Raw genomic sequence first — 21323 nt, 5'->3', positions numbered from 1 at the left:
CCCCTTCCCCGCTTGGCCAACGGTCGCGCAGGTCCCCGCGGTCACGAGGTCGACGCCGGGCCGCGTACGAAGTGTGGCGAATCACCACCCCTGCTTCGCGGGGCCCTCGCCGCGCTTCGCGCGGCGGTCCCGCGCTGAGGGGCTTCGCCCCTCCCCGCTGCGCGGGGCCCCCTCCCCGTCGGACCTCGACCTCGCGCGCTTCGCGCGCGACGGCTCACGGCCCCGCGGCGTCCAGGATGACCCGCGCCAGCTTCGGATAGTCGTGGTCGAAGTGGTGCTCGCCCGGGAGGACGACCCGCTTCACGAACGGCAGATCCACGATCCGCGGGCACAGGCTGTCCTTCTCGCTCGCGCCCTGCACGCACAGCATCGGGATCTTCCCGCCCGAGCCCCGGACCGCCTTCTCGGTGGATGTGGCGTCGCTCCGCTTTAAGCTCGCGAACAGATCGATGACGTGGACCTCGAACTCCGCGTAGGTCCCCGGCGCGAGCATGGCGACGAGGACGAGCGACGCCCGCGCGTCCTCCGGCATCCTCGACGGCAGGAACGGCACGATGTCGGCGCCGCGCGAGTAGCCGATCAGGATCGCGTCGGGGCGACGCCAGACGGCCCGGTAGTGCTGGATGATCCGGCCGACGTCCCTCGCCGCCTCGTCCTGCTTGCGGTGCTTCCAGAAGTAGCGCAGCGAGTCCAGGCCGACGACCGATACGCCCGCCTCGGACAGCGTGCGCGCGACGTCCTTGTCGAGCCCGACCCAGCCGCCGTCGCCGGTGAGCATCACCGCGAACCTGTTGCCGTCCTTCGCCGCCGGGACCTCGACGACCGGCAGGTCGCTCACGTCCGGCGCGCCCTCCGGCACGGCGTGCGGGGGCGGCGGCGGGGACGCGGAGGGCTCCATCCGGTCCGCCGCGCGCGCGACCGCGTCCGCGAACGGCGCCGCCGGATCCGTCGAGTGGCCGACGCCGTCGAGGCGCTCCCAGGACGCGCCGGGCACGGCGTGCGCGAACGCCTCCGCCGCGGCCACGGGGCAGGTCCGATCGTCAGCGCCGCTCACGACCGCGACGGCCGCCCCGATCCTCGCCGGCGGGACGACGTCGCCGCCCTCGGCCGCGCGCGGCGCGGGCCCGCTCCCCTTGCACAGCCTCGGGAGCGGGAGCGACGGGCACATCGAGACGAGCACCGCGCCGCGGAAGGTGCCGGGCGGCGCCTCGGCCACCGCCGCCCAGGCGACGGACGCGCCCAGCGAGTGGCCGACCAGGACCGGGTGCTCGTAGCTCGGGAGCGAAAGCACCTTCTCCGCCCCCTGCGCGACCTCCTCGAGGACGCCCGCCGGGTAGAAGCACCGGTCCTTGCGGACGCGCTCGCCCCACCTCGGCGTGTCCACCCCGAGCACGAGCATGCCGCGCTCGGCGAGGCCGCGCGCGAGGCCCTCCGCGTCGCCGTCCCACCCGCCCACGCCGGTGAGGAAGACGACGACGTGCTTCGGCCTCCCCGCGGGCGCGCGCACCGCGACCTTGCCGAACCCGGGCACGTCGACGGATTCCGGGGCGCTGGCGGGCGGCGGCGCGGACGCGAGCGCGGCGAGGATCAGGAGCGGAGCGGCGTTCACCGGGCCACCACGCCTTTCAGGCCGCGCGAGACGAGCGCGGCCACGTTGGTGAGGATGGCCGCCAGCCGGAGCCCGCCCGGCGCGGCGAGCCACCGCGGGCGCCAGTCCGGCGCGAACTTCTCCTTGTACTGGCGGAGTCCCTGGAAGTTGTAGAAGTTCTCGCCGTGCCGGAAGAGGCGCGCGCCGAAGCGCGTCCAGAGCGGCGCGAGCGCTCGCTCCTCGAATCCGGAGAACGGGGCCATCCCCAGGTTGAACTGCCGGTACCCCTCGGCGCGGCCCCAGAGCATGAGCGAGACGAAGAGGTAATCCATCGTCGTCTTCGGCGCCTCCGGCACGTACCGCATCAGGTCGACCGAGAGCTCGACCCGCGCGGCGCTCGTCCAGACGTTCGCGAACGCGACCGGCGCGCCGTTCACCCGCGCGACGGCGACGGGGCCCTCGCGGAGGTACCGCTCGTCGAAGTACCCGAGCGAGAAGCCCTTCTCACGGGTCTTCTTCTCCTCGAGCCACGTGTCGGAGATGCGCCGGAGGTCCGGCAGGAGCGCCGGGACGCCCGCCGCCGGGACCACCTCGAACACGAGGCCGTCGCGCTCGCCGCGGTTGTACGCCTGCCGGAGCGCGCGCCGCTCGCCGCCCTCCAGCGAGAACCGCTCGAGCGGCACGAGCGCCTCCTCGCCCAGCTTCAGGAGCGACAGCCCGAGATCCAGGTACCGCGGCAGCGCCGCGGGGCCGACCTGGTAGAAGCAGGTCCACCCACCGTGCTGGTCCGAGAGCTCGCGGAAGCGCCAGGCGAGCTCGGTCGCGGCCGGCTCGGGGCCCACGGGGTCTCCCATGGCGACCCAGCTCCGCCCCTCGACGCCGTACATCAGGAAGGCCTCTCCACCGGGATCGAGGAGGATCGGCTTGTCCCCGACCAGCGCGAGGTGCGCCGAGGAGTCCGGCGAGCGATCCACGACGGGGCGGATGCGGGTGAGGTCCGCCTCGCACGGGCGCGGCCGGACCGGCGGCGACGGGCGGAGGAGCTTGGCGGCGGCGAACAGTGCGATGAGCACGCAGCCGGCGAACGAGGCGCGGAGGAACCGCGGCGCGTCGGCGTGGAACCCGAAGTGGAACCACAGGTCGTTGGAGTACTCCACGTGGCGATAGGCGAGGAACCCGACGCCCACGGACGCGGCCACGAGGACCAGCCCCGCCGCGAACCAGGACAGCGCGAGCCGGCCCTCGAGCAGCGAGCTCTTCCGGTAGAACTGCCGCCGGAAAGGCAGCAGGAGGGCGGCGAGCACGAGGAGCAGCGTCGCCTCCTCGTAGTCGAGCCCCTTCACGAGCGAGACGACGGCGCCCGCGACGAGGAGCCCGAGGGACACGAGCCACGCGCCGTCGAGCCGGCGGAGCAGGCCGCGAGCGAGCAGCAGGAGCGCGGTCCCGATGAGGCTCCCGAGCAGGTGCGAGGCCTCGAGCACGGGGAGCGGGACGACGCGCCGTAGCACGTGGAGGCGCTCCCCCACGGTCGGCGTCGCGCCCGAGACGAGGAGGACCGTGCCCGCGAGCAGCGCCGCGCCCGCCGCGAGCCACGGGACGATGGGCGCGAAGGAGGCGTGCGCGCCCCGGATCACGCGCCGGACCGCCGCGCGGGAGGCGATGAGCTCGTGCGCGACGAGCAGGGTGAACGCGAGCAGGAAGGGGGCCAGGTAGTAGACGAGCCGGTACGCCACGAGGCTCGACAGCACCGCGGGCGCGGGCACCGCCGGGGTGAGCGCGGCGAGCACGAGCGCCTCGAACACGCCGATGCCGCCCGGCACCTGGGAGGCGAGCCCGGCGACCTGCGCCGCGACGAACAGCCCGAGCAGGTGCGCGAACCCGAGCGGCGACGCGGCCGGGAGCAGCAGGTCCAGCACGAGCGCCGCGAGCGCCCAGTCCAGCGCCGAGACGACGACCTGGGCGACCGCGAGCCGGAGGGTCGGGACCGGGAACGAGATGCCCTTCACCGAGATCGTCCGCCCGCCGCGCGCGGCGAGCGTCAGGTACCCCGCCGCGAGGAGGAGCGCGAGGAGGCCGAGGCCCCGCGCCGCCCATCCGGGAAGCGGCACCGGCACCCCGGACAGGAGCGCGATGCCGGCGATGGGCAGGAGCCCGGCCCAGAGCTGGCCCGCCGTGAAGGCGACGACCCGGGCGATCTCCTCCGCGGACAGGCCCCACTGGGAGTAGAGCCGGTACCTGACGGAGCCCGACGAGAGCAGCGCGAACCCGACGTTGTTCCCGAACGCGTATGCGACGAACGACGTGAAGACCACGCGCGGGTACGGCAGGGAGCGCCCCGCGTACCGGAGCGCCAGCAGGTCGTAGCCGGACAGGAGGAGGTAGTCGAGGACCGTCACCGCAGCGGCGAGCCAGACGGCGGCGCGAGGGAGCGCGTCGAGCTCGCGCTCCACCTGCCGCAGCGTCGTGCCCTGCAGCTCGACGTGGAGCGTCCAGGCCGCCGCCGCGAGGAGGGCGACGGGGATGGCGACCAGGAGCACGCGCCGGACCCACATGCGCGGATCACACCCCGGAACGGGGGGCGGGTCCACGTCCGGAACGGGGCGTCGTTCACGACGCGTGCGTGATCAGGAGAGGCGCAGGAGCGCGCGGACGGCGTCCACCACCTGCTGGCCCTGGACCGGCTTCACGAGGTACGCGCTCGCGCCGAGGCTCAGCGCGCGCCGGCGGTCCTCCTCCGCGCTCTCCGTCGTGATCACGACCACGGGCACGCGCTGGTGCGGCCCGCCCCCGCGGAGGAGGGACAGGAGCTTCAGGCCGTCGAGCACCGGCATGTTGATGTCGGTGAGGACGATATCGAAGGTGTCGGCGCCCAGCTTGCGCCAGGCGTCCGCGCCGTCCGCGGCCTCCGTCGTCGAGAGGCCCGCCACGCGCTGGAGCGCGGAGCAGAGCTGCCTCCGCAGCACGGGGCTGTCGTCGACGACGAGGGCGTGCAGGTGAGACATGGCGCTCAGGGCTCCCGGGCGAACCGGACGATGGCGGCCGCGAGGGCGTCGAGGCGGAGGACCGCATCCACGGCGCCGGTCTCGGCGGCCGCCTGCGGCATCCCGTATACCACGGCGGAGTCCGACGACTCGGCCAGCGTGAGGCCGCCGGCGCGCCTCACCTCGACGATGCCGTCGCGCCCGTCGTGGCCCATGCCGGTGAGCACGGCCGCGCACGCGCGCGGGCCGAGCACCCGGGCGCCGGACCCGAACAGCCGGTCGATGGACGGGCAGCAGCGCGCCACCGGGCCCGGCGCATCGCGCGGCAGGACCGCCGCCCGCAGCGCGCCCGTGCCGTCCCGCCGGACCTCCAGGTGATGCCCGCCCGGCGCGACCAGGACCCGGCCGGCGGCCACGAGATCGCCGTCCGCGGCCTCCTGCGCGCTGAAGGGCGTGTGCCGCCCGAGGCGCTCGGCGAACGCCGCGGTGAACCGCTCCGGCATGTGCTGGGCGATCACGAACCCGAGCGACAGGTCCGCGGGGATCCCGGCGAGGAGCTGCAGGATCGCCTGCGGTCCGCCCGTCGACGCGCCGACCAGCGCGACCCTCCGCGGCTCGGCGCGCCCGGCGCCCGCCCGCGCCACCGGGGCGCCCGCCACCTGGGAGAGGTTCTCGAGCCGGAGCGCGCGGACCGTCTCGCACTTCTCCAGGAGCTCCTCGCGGATCGCGGCGACCCCACCGCCTTCCGGCTTCGCCACGAAGTCGAGCGCGCCGAGCTCCAGCGCCTTGAAGACGTCGCTCCGGCCCGCCTGCGCCGACACGACGATGGCCGGCGTCGGCCGCTGCGCCATGAGGAGGCGGAGGAACGTGAAGCCGTCCATCCGCGGCATCTGCAGGTCGAGGACGACGAAGTCCGGGCGGAGCCGGAGCGCCTCGCGGAGCGCCTCCTCCCCATCCCGCGCCGCGCCCACCACGATCACCCCGGGCGCCCCCGCGAGGATCCGCGTCAGCTCCGCGCGGCTCGCGCCGGAGTCGTCGACGACTAGCGCGCGCAGCGTGCGCGGCTCGTGGCCGGCTCTCCCCGTCACGTCCCCTCCCCTGCGGGCAACGTGGCGGGCCGCCGGTACACGAGGTCCGACTCGAGGTGCACGATCTCGAAGTCCGCGGTGACGTTGAGCAGCGACTCCGAGTGTCCGAGCAGGAGCCAGCCGCCCGGGCGGAGCCGCTCGTGGAAGCGTCGCAGCACCCGGCGCCGGGCGGCGAGGTCGAAGTAGATCATGACGTTCCGGCAGAACACGACGTCCACCCCCGGGACCGTCGCGAGCGCGCCGGGGTCGAGGAGGTTCTCGCGGTGGAAGCGCACCGACCGGCGCACCGCGTCGTCGACCACCCACTTGCCCCCGCGGAGCTGGAACCATCGGCGGAGCGGCTCGACCTCCGGGTTCCGGAACGCGTGCTCGCCGTACGCCCCCGCGCGCGCGTGGGCGACGCAGCGCCGGGAGATGTCGCAGCCGACGATGTCCACGTCCCAGCCGTCGAAGAGCCCGGCCTCGCGAACGAGCATCGCGACCGTGTAGACCTCCTCGCCGGTCGCGCACCCCGCGGACAGGATCCGCAGCCGCCGCTCCCGCGCCCTGGCGCACGCGAGCGCCGGGAGGATGTCGCGCGAGAAGGTCCGGAGCTGGTTGGGCTCCCGGTAGAAGTAGGTCTCGTTCGTGGTGAGGACGTCGGTCGCCTCGTCCAGCTCCGCCTCCCGCCCGGGGTCGAACCGCAGGTGGCGGTGGTAGGCCGAGAAGTCCTTCAGGCCGAGCGCCTGGACGCGCGGCCCGAGCCGCCGCTCCAGCAGGTACCGGCTGTCGTCGCGGAACCAGAGCCCGCAGTGCGCGTGGACGAGGTCGCGGAGGAGCCGGAACTCCTCCTCCGTCATGCCGGGGCCGCTCGGGTCGACGCGCCACATGCGCGGCTACCGGGGGGCGAGCGCCGCGGCGGCGTCGGCGAACGCGCGGGCGACGAGCGGGTCGGGATCGTCGGCGGCGCGCCGCGCCGCCTCCCCGGCGAGCGCGGGATCTCCGCGCGCCGCCATCGCGGCGGCGGCGGCGCGGCGGACGTCCCAGCGCGGGCTCGCCGCGGCCTCGAGGAGCAGGCGCGCGGCGGCGGGTCCGGGGAGGCCCGCTGCGACCGCGACGGCCTCCTTCACCACCTCGGGATCCGCGTGCGCCGCGGCGCGGGTGACGACGTCGAGCGGAGGCGAGCCGATGACGGCGAGGGCGTGGAGCGCGGCGACCACGATCACCGGCGGCGCGTCCGGCGCCTCGAGCAGCGCGGCGAGGGCGGGCGCCTCGTCCGCGCGCCGCGTCGCGCCGAGCGCCTCGGCGGCGCCGGCGCGAACGGTGGGCTCCGGGTCGTGGAGCGTCGCCCGGAGCGCGGCCAGCGCCTCGGCGCAGACCGGGTGCTCGCCGCTCCTGGGGTCGCCGTCGCGCGCGGCTGCGTTCGCGGTCGCGAGCGCCACGAAGGCGCGCGCCGCCGCCGCCCGGACCGGCCACGCAGGATCGGTGAGGGCGGCGATGAGCTCGGGCACGTGGCAGCCGCGGGCGAGGCCGCGCTCCGCGAGGGCCGCGACGGCGCCGGCGGCCGCGACCCGCCGCACCACCGCGTCGCTGCGGAGCCCCGCCGCGATCCGGGGGACGTCCTCCGCGCCGCCGAGCGCGCCGAGGACGCGGTAGAGCGCCGCCGACGGGCTCGCGCCCGCGCGGTCGCGGACCGCCGCGAGCGCCGCGCGATGCGCCGCCGGCGAGACGCGGCCGATCTCCACGAGCGCGTTGGCGGCCCGGGACGACGTCCCGGGCGAGTCGTCGCCGAGCAGCCCCGCGAGCGGCGCCACCGCCCGGGCCTCGCCGAGGCGCCCGAGCGCGGAGATCGCCTCGCCCTGCACCAGGGCGTCGGGATCGCTCGCGTCGCGGATGACGCTCTCCAGCGCCGCCGGGCTCCCCATGCGCGCCAGCGCCGCGAGCGCGGAGCTCCGCCCAAAGGGGCCCTGCTCCTGGATCGCCTCCGCGATCGCGGCCTTCAGCTCGCGCCCGGGCGCCAGCCGCGCGATCGCGTCGTCGACGAGCGGCCGGAGCCGGTCGTCCTCCGCGAGCCGGAGCAGCGCGGCGACGTGCCGCGGCGCCGCGATCCAGCCGAGCACCGTGATCGCCCCCACCACGACGAACGGCTCCTCGCTGCCGAGCGAGGCCGCGCACGCGTCGGCGACCCCGGGGTCTCGCTCGGCGGCCGCGCGGGCCTCCACCTCGACCGGCCCGAGCTCCTCGCGCGGTCGCCGCGCCCGCTGCTGGCCGATGCCGGCGAGGGCCGCCTCCCGCGCGCCGCGCGTCCGCTCGGAGACGCCGCGCGCGAGCACGAGGAGCGCGGCGGGATCGTCGCTCGCGCCGAGCAGGCGGTACACGGGGCGGCGCAGCGCCCGGTCCTCGAGGAGCGGCGCGAGGCCGTCGACCGGCGGGCACGCCCGGAGCGCGGCGAGCGCACCGAGCGCCGCGAGCCGGAGCGTCGCGTCCTCGGCCTCGAGCGCGGCGACGAGCGCCGGCATCGCCGCGGGCGCGCCGATCCTCCCGAGCGCCTCGGCCGCCGTCGAGCGCACGTTCGCGTCCGCGTCCGCGAGCGCGTCCGCGAGCGCGGCCACCGCGCGCCGGTCGCCGATGTCGCCGAGCACGCCCGCGGCCGCCAGCCGGTGATCAGGGTCGGCGGCGTGGAGCGTCGAGATCAGCGGGTCGAGGGCGCGCGGCCCGAGCCGCGCCAGCGCGTTCGCGGCGGCGTCGCGGGCGCCGATGGTCTCGCCGGCGGTCAGGAGGCCGACGAGGGGCGAGAGGAGCGGCGCCACGTCCGCGGCGGCGGCGAGCCGCTCGGTGGCGGCCAGGCGCACGCGCCAGCTCGCGTCGCCGAGCAGCGCGAGCAGGACGTGGCGATCCTCGGCGTCGGCGGCATCGAGCTCGGCGGCGGCGCGGTAGCGCGCCTCCTCGTCGGCGGCGTGCGCCCGGACGCGGCGCGCCGCGGCCACCTCGGGGGATGAGAGGTTCATGCTCGCCTCGAGGCCTCGGCCTGGGCCCGCGCCGCGTCCGCCTCGCCGGGCGCGGAGGGGTCGAGCAGCGCCTTCACGTTGAGGAGCAGCCGCAGCCGGCTCGACCCGCCGCGCCGGCCGGCGGCCGCGGGCGCGCTCTCTCCCCCGCACGCGCCGAGGAAGAACCGGGGCGCCCGCGGGTCGCCGAGCGGCGGCGTGGCGCGGACGTCGCCGCGGGGCACGCGGAGCACCTCGCAGACCTCGTCGACGACGAGGCCGAGGCGGCGCCCCGCGACGTTGACGATCACGTACCGCGACCGGCGGGTCGGCGGATCCGCGGGTAGCCCGAAGCGCTTCCGCACGTCCACCACCGGGATCACCTCACCGCGGAGGCGGAACACGCCCTCGACGAACGCGGGCGCGCGCGGGACCGGCGTGAGCGGCAGCGGGTGGATGATCTCCCGGACCCGCATGATGTCGACCGCGTAGTCCTCGCCGCCGACGCGGAAGGTGCAGAGCTGGACGAGGGCGTCGGCCGCCTCGTCGGCGCCGTCGGCCGGCGCGAGCGGGCAGATCGGCTTCATGGCCCCCCCGGGAGGCTCGCCCGCGCCGGGGCGGCCGCGCGCCGGAGCAGCGCCCCGAGGTCGAGGACCGTGAACAGGCGGTCGCGCTCGCGGCCGATGCCGGCGAGACAGTCGGAGCTCGCGCCGGCGATCCCCTGCGGACACGGCTCGATCGACCCCGGCCTGAGCCGCACGACGCTCGCGACCCGATCGACGAGGAGGCCGCAGGGGCCCTGCCCGGCGTCGACGAGGACGATGCGGCCGGCCCCCTCCGCGAGCGCGACGGGAGGCAGGCGCAGGCGGCGCCGCGGATCGAGCACCGGGATGACCTCGCCGCGCACGGTGACGACGCCGAGGATGTCCGCGGGCGCCCGGGGTACCTCCGTGATCGGCGGAGACCGGAGCACCTCCCGGACCTCGCCGATGGCGACCGCGTACTCCTCGTCGCCGAGCAGGAACGTGAGGTACTCCTCGAGCGCCACCGGTGCGTCGTCCGGCGCGGGCGCGCCGCCGCCGCCGAGATCGGGCAGCTCCGGCGCCTCCTCGTCGGGCCGGTAGAAGAAGTCGTCGAGCGGGGACGCGGCGCGCGGGGTCACTCGGCTGCGGTGGTCGCCTTCCGCCTGCGCGTCAGGTGCGTCCGCCCGCGCCGCGGGCGCGAGCGTCTCGGGCGTCGGCGCGACGCCGGGGCTCGGCGCCGCCGCGAGCGCCCCGGGATCGAGCGGGACCGGAGGCGCGCCATCGCCGGGGCGCCACGTCGTGAACCGCCCGTCGTTCGCGGCGGGAAGCGCCTGCAGGAGCGCGACGAGCGCGTCGTCCGCGGCGCCGCGGCCCGCGTCGGGCGGCGGCGGGGCGGCACCCGGCGACGCGACGGACGGCGCGCCGGCCGCGGCGGCGCGCGCCGCAGCCCGCTCCTTGGCCTTCTTCCGGATCTCCAGGAAGTCCATCGCCGTCGGGTGCGAGTCTACCGCGCCCGCGGAGCAGTTCCCATGTAGGCGGCGAGGTCCGCCGCGGCCGCCTCCACCACGTCCGCCGTGAGCGTGCCGGCCTCGCGGGCGAAGCCCTCGAGCAGCGCGCTCGCGGCGAGCTGGTTCACGCGCCGCGGCACGCCGCCGGAGAGGCGGTGAACGGCGGCGACGGCGCCGTCGTCGAAGAGCGGCGCCGTCCGCCCCGCGACCGCGAGGCGGTGGGCGAGGTACCGCCCCGTCTCTCCGGCGTCGAGGGCGCCGACGTGGTACGCGACGCCGACGCGCTGCGCGAAGGCCTCGCCGCCACGGTCGTGCAGGCGGTCCCGGAGCTCGGGCTGGCCGACGAGGACGAGCCCGACGAGCGCGCGGTCGTCCGCGGCCAGGTTCGTCAGGAGGCGCAGCTCGTCGAACGCGGCCCGGCCGGCGAGCAGCTGCGCCTCGTCGACGACGACGACCGCGAACCGGCCCTCGCCGTCCAGCCGCGCGACGTGCTCGGCGAGCGCGGAGAACACGTCCGTCTTGCGCCGGCCCGGCGCGAGACCGAACCCCTCCGCGATCGCGGAGAGGAGCTGCGCCGCCGGCAGCGCGGGGTTGACGACGAAGCTGAACCGGCACCGGTCCGCGAACGCATCCACGAGCGCCCGCGAGAGCGTCGTCTTCCCGGCGCCGATCTCGCCGGTCAGGACCGCGATCTCGCGCTCGTCGAGCGCGTGGGACAGGCGCGCGAGCGCCTCGGCGTGCTGCCGGGAGGGGAACAGGAACGCCGGGTCCGGCGTCTTCGAGAAGGGCTTCTGCGCGAGGCCGTAGTGCTCGAGGTACATCGCTCTCCCGCGGGTGGCGCGCCGTCAGGCCCGCGCCGCCGGAGCGGCGGGGCCCGCGTCGCGGAGCCCGTCGCCCTCCACCACGTCCTCGATGATGGCGCCCACGTCGAGCACGAGCACCGTGCGGCGGTTGCCGAGATCCGTCGCCCCGGCGATCCCGCGGATGCCGTGCAGGACGGGGCCGAGCGGCTTCACCACGATGTCCTGCTGGCCCACGAGCTCGTCGACCGCGACGCCGAGGCGCTCCTGGGCGAGCCCCACGACCACGACGAAGAAGGCGTCGGGAGTGCGCGCGCCCGGGAGCGCGAAGAAGCGGCCGAGGCGCACCAGCGGCAGGGTCGAGCCGCGCAGCGAGATCACCTCCCGCGTGGAGAGCGTGCGCACCTCGCTCGCGCGCACCTCCAGGATCTCGAGCACGCTGTTCAGCGGCACCGCGTACGTCCGGCCCGCGACGGCGACGATGAGCGCGCGGACGATCGCGAGCGTCACCGGCAGCGTGATCTCGAACCGGGTGCCCCGCCCCCTCTCCGTCTGGATCTCGATGATCCCCGAGAGCGCCGCGATGTTGTTCTTCACGACGTCCATGCCCACGCCGCGGCCGGACAGGTTCGTGACCTGCCGGGCCGTGGAGAAGCCCGGGACGAAGATGAGGTTCGTCACCTCGCGGCGGGACAGCTCCCGGACGGCGTCGGCGGTCGCGAGGCCGCGCTGCACCGCGACCTCCCGGATCCGGTCCTCGTCCATGCCCCCGCCGTCGTCCTCGACCACGATCGACACGTGGTTGCCCTTCTGCGACGCGGCGAGCCGGACGGTCCCGGCCCGCCGCTTCCCGGCGCGCTCCCGCACGTCGGGCGGCTCGACGCCGTGGTCGATGGCGTTCCGGATGAGGTGCATCAGCGGATCCGAGAGGTCCTCGACGATGAGCTTGTCGAGCTCCACGTCGCCGCCGGTCACCTCGAAGTCGACCTCCTTCCCGACCTCGCGGGCGATCTTGCGCACCATCCGCGCGAGCTTGTCGAACACCTGCTCGAGCGGGACCATCCGGACCTCCAGGATCCCCGCCTGCAGCTCCTCGAGCCTCCGCTCCAGCGCGCGGTTCGCCCGCTGGAGCTCGGCGCCGAGCGCCGGGTCGCCACCCTCGGCCTTGTGCCGCTCCGCGAGCGAGAGGAGCGTGGACTTCACGAGCACGAGCTCGCCGACCACGTTCATGAGCCGGTCGAGCTTGCGGATGTCGACGCGGACCGCCTGCGACGCGGAGCGGAGCGAGGCGCCCTCGTCCGCTGGCGCCTCCGGGGCGGGCGACACCGGCGAGAGGCCGCCGACCGAGGCCGCCCAGTGGGGCCTCGCGTCCGAAGCGGGCCCGGCATCCGCCCCGTCGCGGCGCGCGACCGGCTCCAGGCCGGCGCCTGCGCCGGCCTCGTGGCGGATCGCGTCGGCGGGCTCCCTGGACGCGAACAGCAGCTCGAACGCGATCGTCTGCGGGTCGCGGGCGTCGGACGACGGCAACGTCGACACGACCTCGCCGACCCTCTTGAGTCGCGCGTTCAGCGCGGAGAGCTCGCGATCGAACGCGCCGAGGTCGAACGCGATCTTGATGCGCCAGAGCGCGAGCCCCCTCTGCACGCTCGTCCGGAGCCGGTGCTCCTCGTACTCGGTGAGGACGGCCCGCACGGCCGGGGCGAGCGCCAGCGTCTCGAGCGGATCGCCCGCGACGACCGCCGGGGCCCGCTCGCGCGCCCGGAGCCGGTCGGTGAGCCGGTCCGCCGCGTCGGTGGTCCGGGGCGCGGCGCCGGCCGCCTCCTCGGCGATGATGCGAGAGAAGACCTCGGGCGCCTCGAGGAGCAGGTCGAGGGCGCCGCGTTCCAGCGTGCGGCGTCCGAGCCGTGCGTCGTCGAGGACGTCCTCGAGGGCGTGGGCGAGGCGCGCCATGCGCTCCACGCCGAACATGGACGAGATGCCCTTCAGCGAGTGCGCGGCCCGGAAGACCGCGTTGAGCAGGTCGGGATCCGGCTCGTCGAGGCCGGACCGGTCGAGCCGCATCAGGTCGCGCCCGAGCAGGTCGATCGTCTCCTGCGCCTCGGAGACGAACTCGGTGAGGGCCTTGTCGGTGCGATCGACCATGCCGGGCAGGTGCAGCGGCGCGGGTCGGGCCCGTCGACGTCGGCGGGCCGGAGCGAGCGGCGGCGGGACCGCGTCCCGGCGCGACAGCCGGGTCAGCGTATCACGGCGCCGATGTGCGGCAAGGCGCGGGCGCGCGGCGGCATCTCGACGCGCGAGGGCGGCGCCACGACGTCCACCTGGACGCCGAGGGCGGCGCGCGCGGCGGTGAGCTCGCGCTGGAGCACGCGCGCCTCACCGAGCAGCACCTGCCGCCGCACCGGCCGGACCAGGCTCCCCTCGAGCCACAGCCGGCACGCGGTGGAGAGGTCGCCGGCGTAGGGCGGGAACGCCGTGGCGAAGGCGTCGCTCCCGGCCTTCGCCATGGCCTCGCAGGCCGTCCGGGACGCGCGGAGGAACGCGTCGGGTGCGAGCGGGACCCCGGGCGGCAGCCCGAAGCAGAAGATGCGGGCGGGGTGCATCCGGCCGCCGGAAGGGATGAGCAGCGCCTCGTCGAGGCTCGCCCCGAACACGCCAGAGCGGATCGCGCGGGAGATGCCCCCGCACATCCGCCAGTCGGCGAACCCGGCGAGCCCCTGCAGCGGCCGCTCCGGGCCGACGAACACGGCGAGCGCGTCGACGTCGAGCGCGTCGAGCGCCGGGAGCCCCAGGTCCGCCACCTCGATCTTGAGCGCCACGCGTCGTTGCTCCTCGCTGCCCCTCACTTCGTCCCGCGGCGGCGCTCGGCGGGCAGCCCCGACGCCACCTTGTCGAGCACGCCGTTCACGAACGCCCCCGAGCTCTCGGATCCGTACTTCTTGCCGAGCTCGATGGCCTCGTCGATCGCCACCTTCACCGGCACGTCGGTCTCGAGCAGCTCGTAGACCGCGAGCCGCAGGACGTTCCGGTCGACCTTCGCCATGCGATCGAGCCGCCAGTTGGTCGACACCTGCTCGATCGTGGCGTCGACGGCCCGCCGGTGCGCGGCCACCCCGCGCACGAGCGCCTCGGCCACGTCCATGACCTCCCGCTCCACCGGCTCGAAGCTCTTCCAGAACCGCGAGAGCGCGTCGTCGATGCCCTCGGCGGCGACGTCGATCTGGTACAGCGCCTGGAGAGCGCGCTCGCGGGCCTTGGTCCGGCGCGACGTCACGCTCATTCCGCCCGCCGTGGCGACGGAAGCTTCCCCGCCTCGCGCAGCACGTTCGCCTGCTCGATCGCGGCGAGGGCGGCCTCCGCCCCCTTGTTCCCCGCCTTCACGCCAGCGCGCTCGAGCGCCTGCTCCATCGTGTCGGTGGTGAGCACGCCCATCGTGACGGCGCACCCCGCCTCCATGGCGACCTGCGCGACGCCCTTGGTGGCCTCGCCCGCCACGTACTCGAAGTGCGGAGTGCCGCCGCGGATCACCGCGCCGAGCGCCACGACCGCGTCGTAGCGACCGCTCGCCGCGACGCGGCGGAGCAGGGCGGGCAGCTCGAACGTGCCGGGGCAGCGGAACACGTCGATGTCGGCGTCCTTCACGCCGTGCCGGCGGAGCGTGTCCGCGGCGCCCATCAGGAGCTGCTCGGTGATGAGCGAGTTGAACCGCGCCACCACGAGCGCGGTCTTGAGCCCGGTTGCGACGAGGGAGCCCTCGTAGACGTTCATCGCTTCGTCCTTTCCTTGGCGGTCCGCCCCCGCGCCGCGGGCTTCTTCGCGCGCGCCCGCCGGGAGATGCGGGCCGGCGCGGCGGGCTCGAGGGTGAGGAGGTGGCCGAGCTTGTCGCGCTTGGTGACGAGATAGGCGCGGTTCCGCTGCGTCGCCGGCATCTCGATCGGCACGCGCTCCACGACCTCGAGGCCGTAGCCCTCGAGCCCGATGATCTTCTTCGGGTTGTTGGTGAGCAGCCGCATCTTCCGCACGCCGAGGTCGCGGAGGATCTGCGCGCCGATGCCGTAGTCGCGCAGGTCGGGCTTGAACCCCAGGCGGACGTTCGCCTCGGCGGTGTCGTAGCCCTCGTCCTGCAGGTTGTACGCCTTGAGCTTGTTGACGAGCCCGATCCCCCGCCCCTCCTGGTCGAGGTAGAGGAGGACGCCCTTCCCCGCCCGGGCGATCTGCCGGAGCGCGGCGTGGAGCTGCGGGCCGCAGTCGCACCGCTCGCTCGCGAACACGTCGCCGGTGAGGCACTTCGAGTGGACGCGGACGAGGACCGCCTCGCCCTCGCGCCACTTCCCCTTCACGAGCGCCACGTGCTGGTGCTGGTCGACGTCGTTCTCGTACGCGACGGCCCGGAACTCGCCGTACACGGTCGGGAGCGGCGCCTCGGCGCCGCGGCGCACGAGCGTGTCCTTCAGCATCCGGTAGCAGATGAGGTCCGCCACCGACACGATCGGCAGGTCGTGCTCCGCCGAGAGCTTCTCGAGCTCGGGCATGCGGGCCATCGTCCCGTCGTCGTTCATGACCTCGCAGATCACGCCCGCGGGCTTCAGCCCCGCGAGGCGGGCGAGGTCGACCGAGCCCTCCGTCTGCCCGGCGCGGACGAGCACGCCGCCCTTGCGGGCGCGGAGCGGGAACACGTGGCCGGGGCGCGCCAGGTCGTCCGGCCGCGTGTCGTCCTTCACCGCGGTGAGGATCGTGTGCGCGCGGTCCTTGGCGCTGATGCCGGTCGTGACGCCCTCGCGCGCCTCGATGGACACCGTGAACGCGGTCCCGAACCCCGACGTGTTCGAGCCCTCGTCGACCATCAGCGGCAGCCGCAGCTGCCGGACCTTCTCCTCGGTCAGCGAGAGGCACACGAGCCCGCGGCCGTACTTCGCCATGAAGTTCACCGCGGCCGGCGTCACCTTCTCCGCGGCCATGGCGAGGTCGCCCTCGTTCTCGCGATCCTCGTCGTCGGTGAGGATCACCATCTTGCCGGCGCGGTAGTACGCCAGCGCCTTCTCGACCCGCTCGACGGCGTGCCGTGCGTGGTCCTTCAAGCCGCGCCTCCCGTCCCGTAGCCCCAGCGCGCGAGATCCTCGCCCGCCGGCCCATCGAACTCCCGGAGCCGCGCCACGTGCCGCGCCACCACGTCGGCCTCGAGGTTCACCTTCGTGCCCGCCGTCGCCTCGCCCAGCGTGGTCCGAGCCAGCGTCTCCGGGATGAGCGCGACGTCGAGCTCGGTCCGGGTCACCCGCGCGACCGTGAGCGAGACGCCGTCGATGGCGATCGACCCCTTCTCCGCGACGAGCGGCGCGATCGCCGGTGGGAGCGACACCGTGAGCCGCGCGCCCTGGCCCTCCGGGACGCGCCGGATGACCTCGCCCACCGCGTCCACGTGGCCCGCGACGAGGTGTCCGCCCAGGCGGTCGCCGAGCGCCAGGGCCCGCTCGAGGTTCACCTTCGTGCCGGCGCGCCACGCTCCGAGCGTCGTCCGCGCGAGCGTCTCCGGGACCGCGTCGAACGAGACGAGGCCGCCGCCGCGCTCGACCACCGTCAGGCACGCGCCCGAGCAGGCGATGCTCTCGCCCAGGGCGAGCGCGTCGACCGGGAGCCGGCCGGGGCGGAGCGTCAGGCGGGCGCCTCCCTGCCGTGGGGCGATGCGCTCGACCACCCCGATGTCGGAGACGAGACCCGTGAACATTTCGGCGGAATCCTAGCCTCGTCCGCGGTTTTTCGCCAACGCGGCGCGCCGGCGCTCGGCCGCGGGCACGCCGGTCACGAGGACGTCCTCTCCGACGCGCTCCACGTGCACGTCGGCGAGCCGGAGCGCGTCCGCCATCCGGGCGGGGCCGCGGCTCGCGACGAGCGACAGGCCGTCGCCGCCGGCGATCTTCGGCGCGACGAAGACCGCGATCCGGTCGACGAGGCCCTCCTCGAGGAAGCGCGCGTGGACGCACGCGCCGCCCTCGACGAGCAGGTGGGTGACGCCGCGGGCGGCGAGCTTCGCGAGCAGGTCGCGGAGGTCGACGCCGCCGCGCCGCGCGCGGCGGCAGCGGAGCAGCTCGACGCCCGGACCGAGCCGCCGGCTCCGCTCCGACGCGTGCGCCACGATCGTGGGCGCGGCGGAGCGGGCGTGGAACAGCTTGAGGCGCGCCGGCAGCGAGAGGTCGGTGTCGAGGACCACGCGGATGGCGTCGCGGCCGCGGCCGCCGGGGAGCCGCGTGGTCAGCTCCGGGTCGTCGGCGCGCGCGGTTCCGGCGCCGATCAGGACCGCGTCGACGCGATCGCGGAGCCGGTGCACCCAGGCCCGCGCGGCCTCGCCGGTGACCCAGCGCGCGTCGCCGGTCCGGGTCGCGATCTTGCCGTCGAGCGTCACCGCCGCCTTGAGCGTCACGTGCGGCCGACGCTCGGTGATCCAGGTGAACCAGTGCGCGTTGAGCCGGTCGCAGTCGCCGCGGAGCACGTCCTTCACCACCGCGACCCCGCCGCGCTCGAGCCGCGCCATCCCCTTCCCGTTCACGAGCGGGTTCGGGTCGCGGGAGCCGACGAACACGCGCCGGACGCCCGCCTCCAGGATCGCGCGCGAGCAGGGCGGCGTCTTGCCCTGGTGATCGCAGGGCTCGAGCGTGGTGTAGAGGTCGGCGCCGCGGGCGCGGGCGCCGGCGGCGCGCAGGGCGACGACCTCGGCGTGAGGCCCGCCGGCGCGGGCGTGGTGCCCGCGCGCGACGATGCGGCCGTTCTTCACGAGCAGCGCCCCGACGGCGGGGTTCGGGCTCGTGCGCCCGAGGCCCTTCTCCGCCTCCCGCAGCGCGCGCCGCATGAAGAACTCGGCGACGGCGCGGTCGAAGAGGGCGTCGCGCGCGCGGCTCCGGCGGGCGGGCGCGGGCCGCGACCGGCGACCCCGGACGACGATGCGGGTCACGCCCCGCCCTCCCCGCCCGGCTTGCGCTGCAGCCCCTCGAGCTCGGTCATGAACTCGCCCACGTCGCGGAAGGCGCGGTAGACCGACGCGAAGCGGACGTACGCGACCTCGTCGAGGGACCGGAGCCGCTGCATGACGAGCTCCCCGATCGCCGCCGTCCGGATCTCGCGCTCGCCGAGCTCCGCCATCTGCCGCTCCACCGCCGAGACGAGCGCCTCGACCTGCTCGGCCGAGACGGGCCGCTTCTGGCAAGCGGTGGCGACGCCCTCCACGATCTTGCGCCGGTCGAACGCCTCGCGGCGCCCGTCCTTCTTGACGACGTACGGCAGGATCTCCTCGATCCGCTCGTACGTCGTGAAGCGGCGCGCGCAGCCCGCGCACTCGCGCCGGCGGCGCGTGGCCTGCCCGTCCTGCGTCTCGCGGGAGTCGACGACCCGGTCCTCGAGGTGGCCGCAGAACGGGCAGCGCATCGGGCTACTGTCGATCCGCGTACATCGGGAAGTGCGCGCAGAGGTCCTTCACCTCGCCGCGCACCTTCGCGAGGGACGACTCGTCCGTCGGAGCGTCGAGGACGCGCCCGATGAGGCGGGCGACGGTCGTCATCTCCTTCGGCCCCATGCCGCGGGTGGTGAGCGCCGGCGTGCCGACGCGGATCCCGGAGGTCGTCATCGGCTTCTCCGGATCCCACGGGATCATGTTCTTGTTGACGGTGATCCCGGCCTTCCCGAGCGCCTCCTCGGCGATCTTGCCCGTGAGCTTCTTCGGCCGGAGGTCGAGCAGCATGAGGTGGTTGTCGGTGCCGCCGGAGACGAGCCGGAGGCCCGCCACCTTGAGACCCTCGGCGAGCACCTGGGCGTTCTCCACGATGCGCCGCTGGTAGGCCTTGAACTCCGGCCGGAGGGCCTCCCCGAACGCCACGGCCTTCGCGGCGATGACGTGCTCGAGCGGGCCGCCCTGGATGCCCGGGAAGATCTGCGAGTTGAGCGTCCTCGCGTGCGCCTCGCGGGTGAGGATCATGCCGCCGCGCGGGCCGCGGAGCGTCTTGTGGGTCGTCGTCGTGACGATCTCGGAGTACGGCACCGGGGACGGGTGGCAGCCCGCGGCGACGAGGCCGGCGATGTGGGCCATGTCCACCACCATCGCGGCGCCGACCTCGCGGGCGATCTCCGCGAACTTCTCGAAGTGCAGGGTGCGCGGGTAGGCGCTCGCGCCGACGACGAGGATCTTCGGCCGGTGCTCGCGCGCGAGCCGGGCCACCTCGTCCATGTCGATGGTCTCGTCGCTCTGCTTGAGGCCGTAGGGGACGATCTTGAACAGCTTCCCGGAGAAGTTCACCGGCGACCCGTGCGTCAGGTGGCCGCCGAAGTTGAGGCTCATCGCCAGGATGGTGTCGCCGGGCTGGGCGAGCGCGAAGTAGGCCGCCATGTTCGCCTGCGACCCGGAGTGCGGCTGGACGTTCGCGTGCTCGGCCCCGAAGAGCTGCTTCGCCCGGTCGATGGCGAGCTGCTCGACCTGATCCACCACCTCGCAGCCGCCGTAGTAGCGCTTCCCGGGGTAGCCCTCGGCGTACTTGTTCGTGAGGGTCGACCCGAGCGCCTCGAGGACGGCGGGCGAGACGAAGTTCTCGCTGGCGATGAGCTCGAGCCCCTCCGCCTGGCGGCGGGTCTCCTCGCGGATCAGCTTCGCGATCTGGGGGTCGGCCTCGGCGAGGCGCTGCGTCGGCATCATCGGGATCTCTCCAGGGAAAAACGTTGGGAGCGCGTTCATACCGCGCCGGTGTGGGTGAGGCAACGGGCACGCGGCGCCGCGCCTCGCCGCCGGTCACCGCTCGAGGTCCTTCATCTTCTGCACGCGCCGCTCGTGCCGGCCGCCCTCGAACGGCGTCTCGAGGAACGCCTTCACGATCGCGCTGCCGACGCCGAGCCCGAGCACCCGCTCCCCGATGCACAGGACGTTCGCGTCGTTGTGCGCGCGGGCCATGCGGGCGTCGAACTCCGTCCCGCAGTGGGCGGCGCGCACGCCCTTCACCTTGTTCGCGGCGATGGACATCCCGATCCCGGTCCCGCACACGAGGATCCCGAGCCGGGCGCGGCCCTGGACCACCGCCTCGCCGACCGCGCGCGCGTAGTCGGGATAGTCGACGCTGTCGCCCGAGAACGGGCCGAGGTCCTCGACCTCGAAGCCCGCCGCCTTCGCCACCTTCACGGCCTCCGCCCGGAGCGACAGCCCGGCGTGGTCGGAGCCCGCGATCACGCGATCCGCCATCCTCGATCCTCCTCGTGGGGGCCGCGATTCTTCCACACCACGACCCGAAAGACACGGGCTGACCCCCGGCCGGACGCCGATCGGGAACTCGACGGGGCGCCCCCTCGGCCCGCCCCCATCTGCCCAGGTGGCCGGCGTCACCGGACTCCGGTCTCCGGGGGTGAGAACCACTGACCGGCGCGCGGTGGGGATGCCGGGCACCTCTCAGGAGGCAATCATGACGTGGAGTCGAACGTTGGCAGTCCTCACCGCAGCTGGGCTGGCAGCGGGCTGCAGCCGCGCGTCGAAGGGGCTCTCGGTCCGTGCCAACGCCGCGGCGGATCAGACCACCGCGACCTCGCTCACGCTGAACGGCGGCACGATCGTGGTCGACCGCGTGCGGCTCGTCGTCCGGAAGGTCGAGGTCGAGGGAAAGCCCAGCGACGGCTGCGCCCAGGGCACGACGCCGACCACGCCGACCACGCCGACCACGCCCACGACCCCGGCGGCCGGGGCCACGACGACGCCGGCGATCACGGTCCAGGACGATCACGGCGGGACCTCCGGCGGCAGCGGCAGCGGCGACGGCCAGGACGGCGAGCAGGAAGCGGACCACGACGGTGAGTGCGAGCTCGAGTTCGGGCCGTTCGCGGTGGATCTCTCCGGCGCGGCGCTCGCGTCGGGCATCCACTGGCAGTTCGACGTGCCGGTGCCGGCCGGGACGTACCAGGAGGTCACGTTCAAGATCGACACGGTGCCCGCGGAGAAGGCCGGCACGGACCAGGTCCTGAAGGACATGGCCGCCCTGCACGCAGCCATCGCCATCGACGGGACGATCGACGGCGCGCCGTTCCACTTCACGACGCCCATGAACGTCGACAGCAAGCACGAGGGCGCGATCACCGTCGATCCGGCCACCGGCGCCGGCCTGACCCTCGACGTCGACCCGACCCTCTGGTTCACCGCCGCGGACGGGAAGACGCGCCTCGACCCGAACGCCACGACCGACCAGGGCGCGATCCTCGCGAACATCCGCGCCTCGCTGCGGCTCCACCACGACGACGACGGGGACGGCTGCGACGACGACGGCGGGACGTGCGGCGACGGCCACGACGGCGGCTCCGGCGGCCACTGACGGGCGTCGCTCCCTGGAACCTTCGCCGCGGCCGGAAGACCCCCTCCACGCCA

General features: G+C 75.1%; 20 protein-coding genes. 1 reads left to right on the top strand and 19 read right to left on the bottom strand.

Annotated features, from left to right (window positions below):
- Positions 1 to 214: 214 nt before the first annotated feature.
- From AMOR_RS24560 to rpiB, 19 genes are all read right to left on the bottom strand, one after another.
- Entirely contained in the window at positions 215 to 1609 is a 1395-nt protein-coding gene (locus AMOR_RS24560) for an AcvB/VirJ family lysyl-phosphatidylglycerol hydrolase (RefSeq protein WP_248355090.1), read from the bottom strand.
- Entirely contained in the window at positions 1606 to 4140 is a 2535-nt protein-coding gene (gene mprF / locus AMOR_RS24555; protein WP_248355089.1) for a bifunctional lysylphosphatidylglycerol flippase/synthetase MprF, read from the bottom strand. The genes AMOR_RS24560 and mprF overlap by 4 nt, the downstream gene beginning before the upstream one ends.
- Positions 4141 to 4212: 72 nt before the next feature.
- A complete protein-coding gene (locus AMOR_RS24550; RefSeq protein WP_248355088.1) occupies positions 4213 to 4590 on the bottom strand; it encodes a response regulator in 378 nt (125 codons plus the stop codon).
- A gap of 5 nt (positions 4591 to 4595) precedes the next feature.
- On the bottom strand, positions 4596 to 5657 hold the full coding sequence (cheB, locus tag AMOR_RS24545) for a chemotaxis-specific protein-glutamate methyltransferase CheB (protein WP_248355087.1): 1062 nt from the start codon (positions 5655 to 5657) through the stop codon (positions 4596 to 4598).
- Positions 5654 to 6526, bottom strand: a complete 873-nt coding sequence (locus AMOR_RS24540) for a CheR family methyltransferase (RefSeq protein ID WP_248355086.1) — start codon at positions 6524 to 6526, stop codon at positions 5654 to 5656. The genes cheB and AMOR_RS24540 overlap by 4 nt, the downstream gene beginning before the upstream one ends.
- A 6-nt stretch (positions 6527 to 6532) precedes the next feature.
- Positions 6533 to 8644, bottom strand: a complete 2112-nt coding sequence (locus AMOR_RS24535) for a HEAT repeat domain-containing protein (RefSeq protein ID WP_248355085.1) — start codon at positions 8642 to 8644, stop codon at positions 6533 to 6535.
- Positions 8641 to 9207 (bottom strand): chemotaxis protein CheW, encoded by a 567-nt coding sequence (locus tag AMOR_RS24530; protein ID WP_248355084.1) that lies wholly within the window; start codon positions 9205 to 9207, stop codon positions 8641 to 8643. The genes AMOR_RS24535 and AMOR_RS24530 overlap by 4 nt, the downstream gene beginning before the upstream one ends.
- A complete protein-coding gene (locus AMOR_RS24525) occupies positions 9204 to 10130 on the bottom strand; it encodes a chemotaxis protein CheW (protein ID WP_248355083.1) in 927 nt (308 codons plus the stop codon). The genes AMOR_RS24530 and AMOR_RS24525 overlap by 4 nt, the downstream gene beginning before the upstream one ends.
- A 17-nt stretch (positions 10131 to 10147) precedes the next feature.
- Positions 10148 to 10972 (bottom strand): ExeA family protein, encoded by an 825-nt coding sequence (locus AMOR_RS24520; protein ID WP_248355082.1) that lies wholly within the window; start codon positions 10970 to 10972, stop codon positions 10148 to 10150.
- 24 nt (positions 10973 to 10996) lie between these two features.
- A complete protein-coding gene (locus tag AMOR_RS24515; protein WP_248355081.1) occupies positions 10997 to 13093 on the bottom strand; it encodes a chemotaxis protein CheA in 2097 nt (698 codons plus the stop codon).
- Positions 13094 to 13185: 92 nt separating this feature from the next.
- Positions 13186 to 13767 (bottom strand): peptidase M17, encoded by a 582-nt coding sequence (locus AMOR_RS24510; protein ID WP_248355080.1) that lies wholly within the window; start codon positions 13765 to 13767, stop codon positions 13186 to 13188.
- 23 nt (positions 13768 to 13790) lie between these two features.
- Entirely contained in the window at positions 13791 to 14222 is a 432-nt protein-coding gene (gene nusB / locus AMOR_RS24505; RefSeq protein WP_248362605.1) for a transcription antitermination factor NusB, read from the bottom strand.
- Between the two features lie 2 nt (positions 14223 to 14224).
- Entirely contained in the window at positions 14225 to 14716 is a 492-nt protein-coding gene (gene ribH, locus AMOR_RS24500; RefSeq protein WP_248355079.1) for a 6,7-dimethyl-8-ribityllumazine synthase, read from the bottom strand.
- Entirely contained in the window at positions 14713 to 16026 is a 1314-nt protein-coding gene (locus AMOR_RS24495; RefSeq protein ID WP_318653829.1) for a bifunctional 3,4-dihydroxy-2-butanone-4-phosphate synthase/GTP cyclohydrolase II, read from the bottom strand. Before AMOR_RS24495 ends, ribH begins: the two co-directional genes overlap by 4 nt.
- Positions 16023 to 16670, bottom strand: coding sequence for a riboflavin synthase (locus AMOR_RS24490; protein WP_248355078.1), 648 nt, complete (start codon positions 16668 to 16670; stop codon positions 16023 to 16025). The genes AMOR_RS24495 and AMOR_RS24490 overlap by 4 nt, the downstream gene beginning before the upstream one ends.
- A 12-nt stretch (positions 16671 to 16682) precedes the next feature.
- Positions 16683 to 17891, bottom strand: a complete 1209-nt coding sequence (gene ribD, locus AMOR_RS24485; RefSeq protein WP_248355077.1) for a bifunctional diaminohydroxyphosphoribosylaminopyrimidine deaminase/5-amino-6-(5-phosphoribosylamino)uracil reductase RibD — start codon at positions 17889 to 17891, stop codon at positions 16683 to 16685.
- Entirely contained in the window at positions 17888 to 18361 is a 474-nt protein-coding gene (nrdR, locus tag AMOR_RS24480; RefSeq protein ID WP_248355076.1) for a transcriptional regulator NrdR, read from the bottom strand. Before nrdR ends, ribD begins: the two co-directional genes overlap by 4 nt.
- 4 nt (positions 18362 to 18365) lie before the next feature.
- Entirely contained in the window at positions 18366 to 19619 is a 1254-nt protein-coding gene (glyA, locus tag AMOR_RS24475; RefSeq protein WP_248355074.1) for a serine hydroxymethyltransferase, read from the bottom strand.
- A 93-nt stretch (positions 19620 to 19712) separates the two neighbouring features.
- The gene (rpiB, locus tag AMOR_RS24470) at positions 19713 to 20156 is read right to left on the bottom strand and encodes a ribose 5-phosphate isomerase B (RefSeq protein ID WP_248355072.1); all 444 of its coding nucleotides are present in this window, start codon (positions 20154 to 20156) and stop codon (positions 19713 to 19715) included.
- A 217-nt stretch (positions 20157 to 20373) separates the two neighbouring features.
- Between rpiB and AMOR_RS24465 the strand changes: the two genes are divergently transcribed.
- A complete protein-coding gene (locus tag AMOR_RS24465) occupies positions 20374 to 21270 on the top strand; it encodes a hypothetical protein (RefSeq protein WP_248355070.1) in 897 nt (298 codons plus the stop codon).
- Positions 21271 to 21323 lie beyond the last annotated feature (53 nt).

Source organism: Anaeromyxobacter oryzae (genome assembly GCF_023169945.1).
GTDB lineage: Bacteria > Myxococcota > Myxococcia > Myxococcales > Anaeromyxobacteraceae > Anaeromyxobacter > Anaeromyxobacter oryzae.
This window is presented reverse-complemented; position numbering and strand designations above follow the sequence as displayed.

What these genes read in the sequence shown, in the direction of transcription:
- AMOR_RS24535 (WP_248355085.1), bottom strand. Translation starts at nt 8,644, where the DNA reads ATGAACCTCTCATCCCCCGAGGTGGCCGCGGCGCGCCGCGTCCGGGCG.
- glyA (WP_248355074.1), bottom strand. Translation starts at nt 19,619, where the DNA reads ATGATGCCGACGCAGCGCCTCGCCGAGGCCGACCCCCAGATCGCGAAG.
- AMOR_RS24525 (WP_248355083.1), bottom strand. Translation starts at nt 10,130, where the DNA reads ATGGACTTCCTGGAGATCCGGAAGAAGGCCAAGGAGCGGGCTGCGGCG.
- AMOR_RS24530 (WP_248355084.1), bottom strand. Translation starts at nt 9,207, where the DNA reads ATGAAGCCGATCTGCCCGCTCGCGCCGGCCGACGGCGCCGACGAGGCG.
- nrdR (WP_248355076.1), bottom strand. Translation starts at nt 18,361, where the DNA reads ATGCGCTGCCCGTTCTGCGGCCACCTCGAGGACCGGGTCGTCGACTCC.
- ribH (WP_248355079.1), bottom strand. Translation starts at nt 14,716, where the DNA reads ATGAACGTCTACGAGGGCTCCCTCGTCGCAACCGGGCTCAAGACCGCG.
- mprF (WP_248355089.1), bottom strand. Translation starts at nt 4,140, where the DNA reads ATGTGGGTCCGGCGCGTGCTCCTGGTCGCCATCCCCGTCGCCCTCCTC.
- AMOR_RS24490 (WP_248355078.1), bottom strand. Translation starts at nt 16,670, where the DNA reads ATGTTCACGGGTCTCGTCTCCGACATCGGGGTGGTCGAGCGCATCGCC.
- AMOR_RS24465 (WP_248355070.1), top strand. Translation starts at nt 20,374, where the DNA reads ATGACGTGGAGTCGAACGTTGGCAGTCCTCACCGCAGCTGGGCTGGCA.
- rpiB (WP_248355072.1), bottom strand. Translation starts at nt 20,156, where the DNA reads ATGGCGGATCGCGTGATCGCGGGCTCCGACCACGCCGGGCTGTCGCTC.
- AMOR_RS24515 (WP_248355081.1), bottom strand. Translation starts at nt 13,093, where the DNA reads ATGGTCGATCGCACCGACAAGGCCCTCACCGAGTTCGTCTCCGAGGCG.
- AMOR_RS24550 (WP_248355088.1), bottom strand. Translation starts at nt 4,590, where the DNA reads ATGTCTCACCTGCACGCCCTCGTCGTCGACGACAGCCCCGTGCTGCGG.
- AMOR_RS24520 (WP_248355082.1), bottom strand. Translation starts at nt 10,972, where the DNA reads ATGTACCTCGAGCACTACGGCCTCGCGCAGAAGCCCTTCTCGAAGACG.
- AMOR_RS24540 (WP_248355086.1), bottom strand. Translation starts at nt 6,526, where the DNA reads ATGTGGCGCGTCGACCCGAGCGGCCCCGGCATGACGGAGGAGGAGTTC.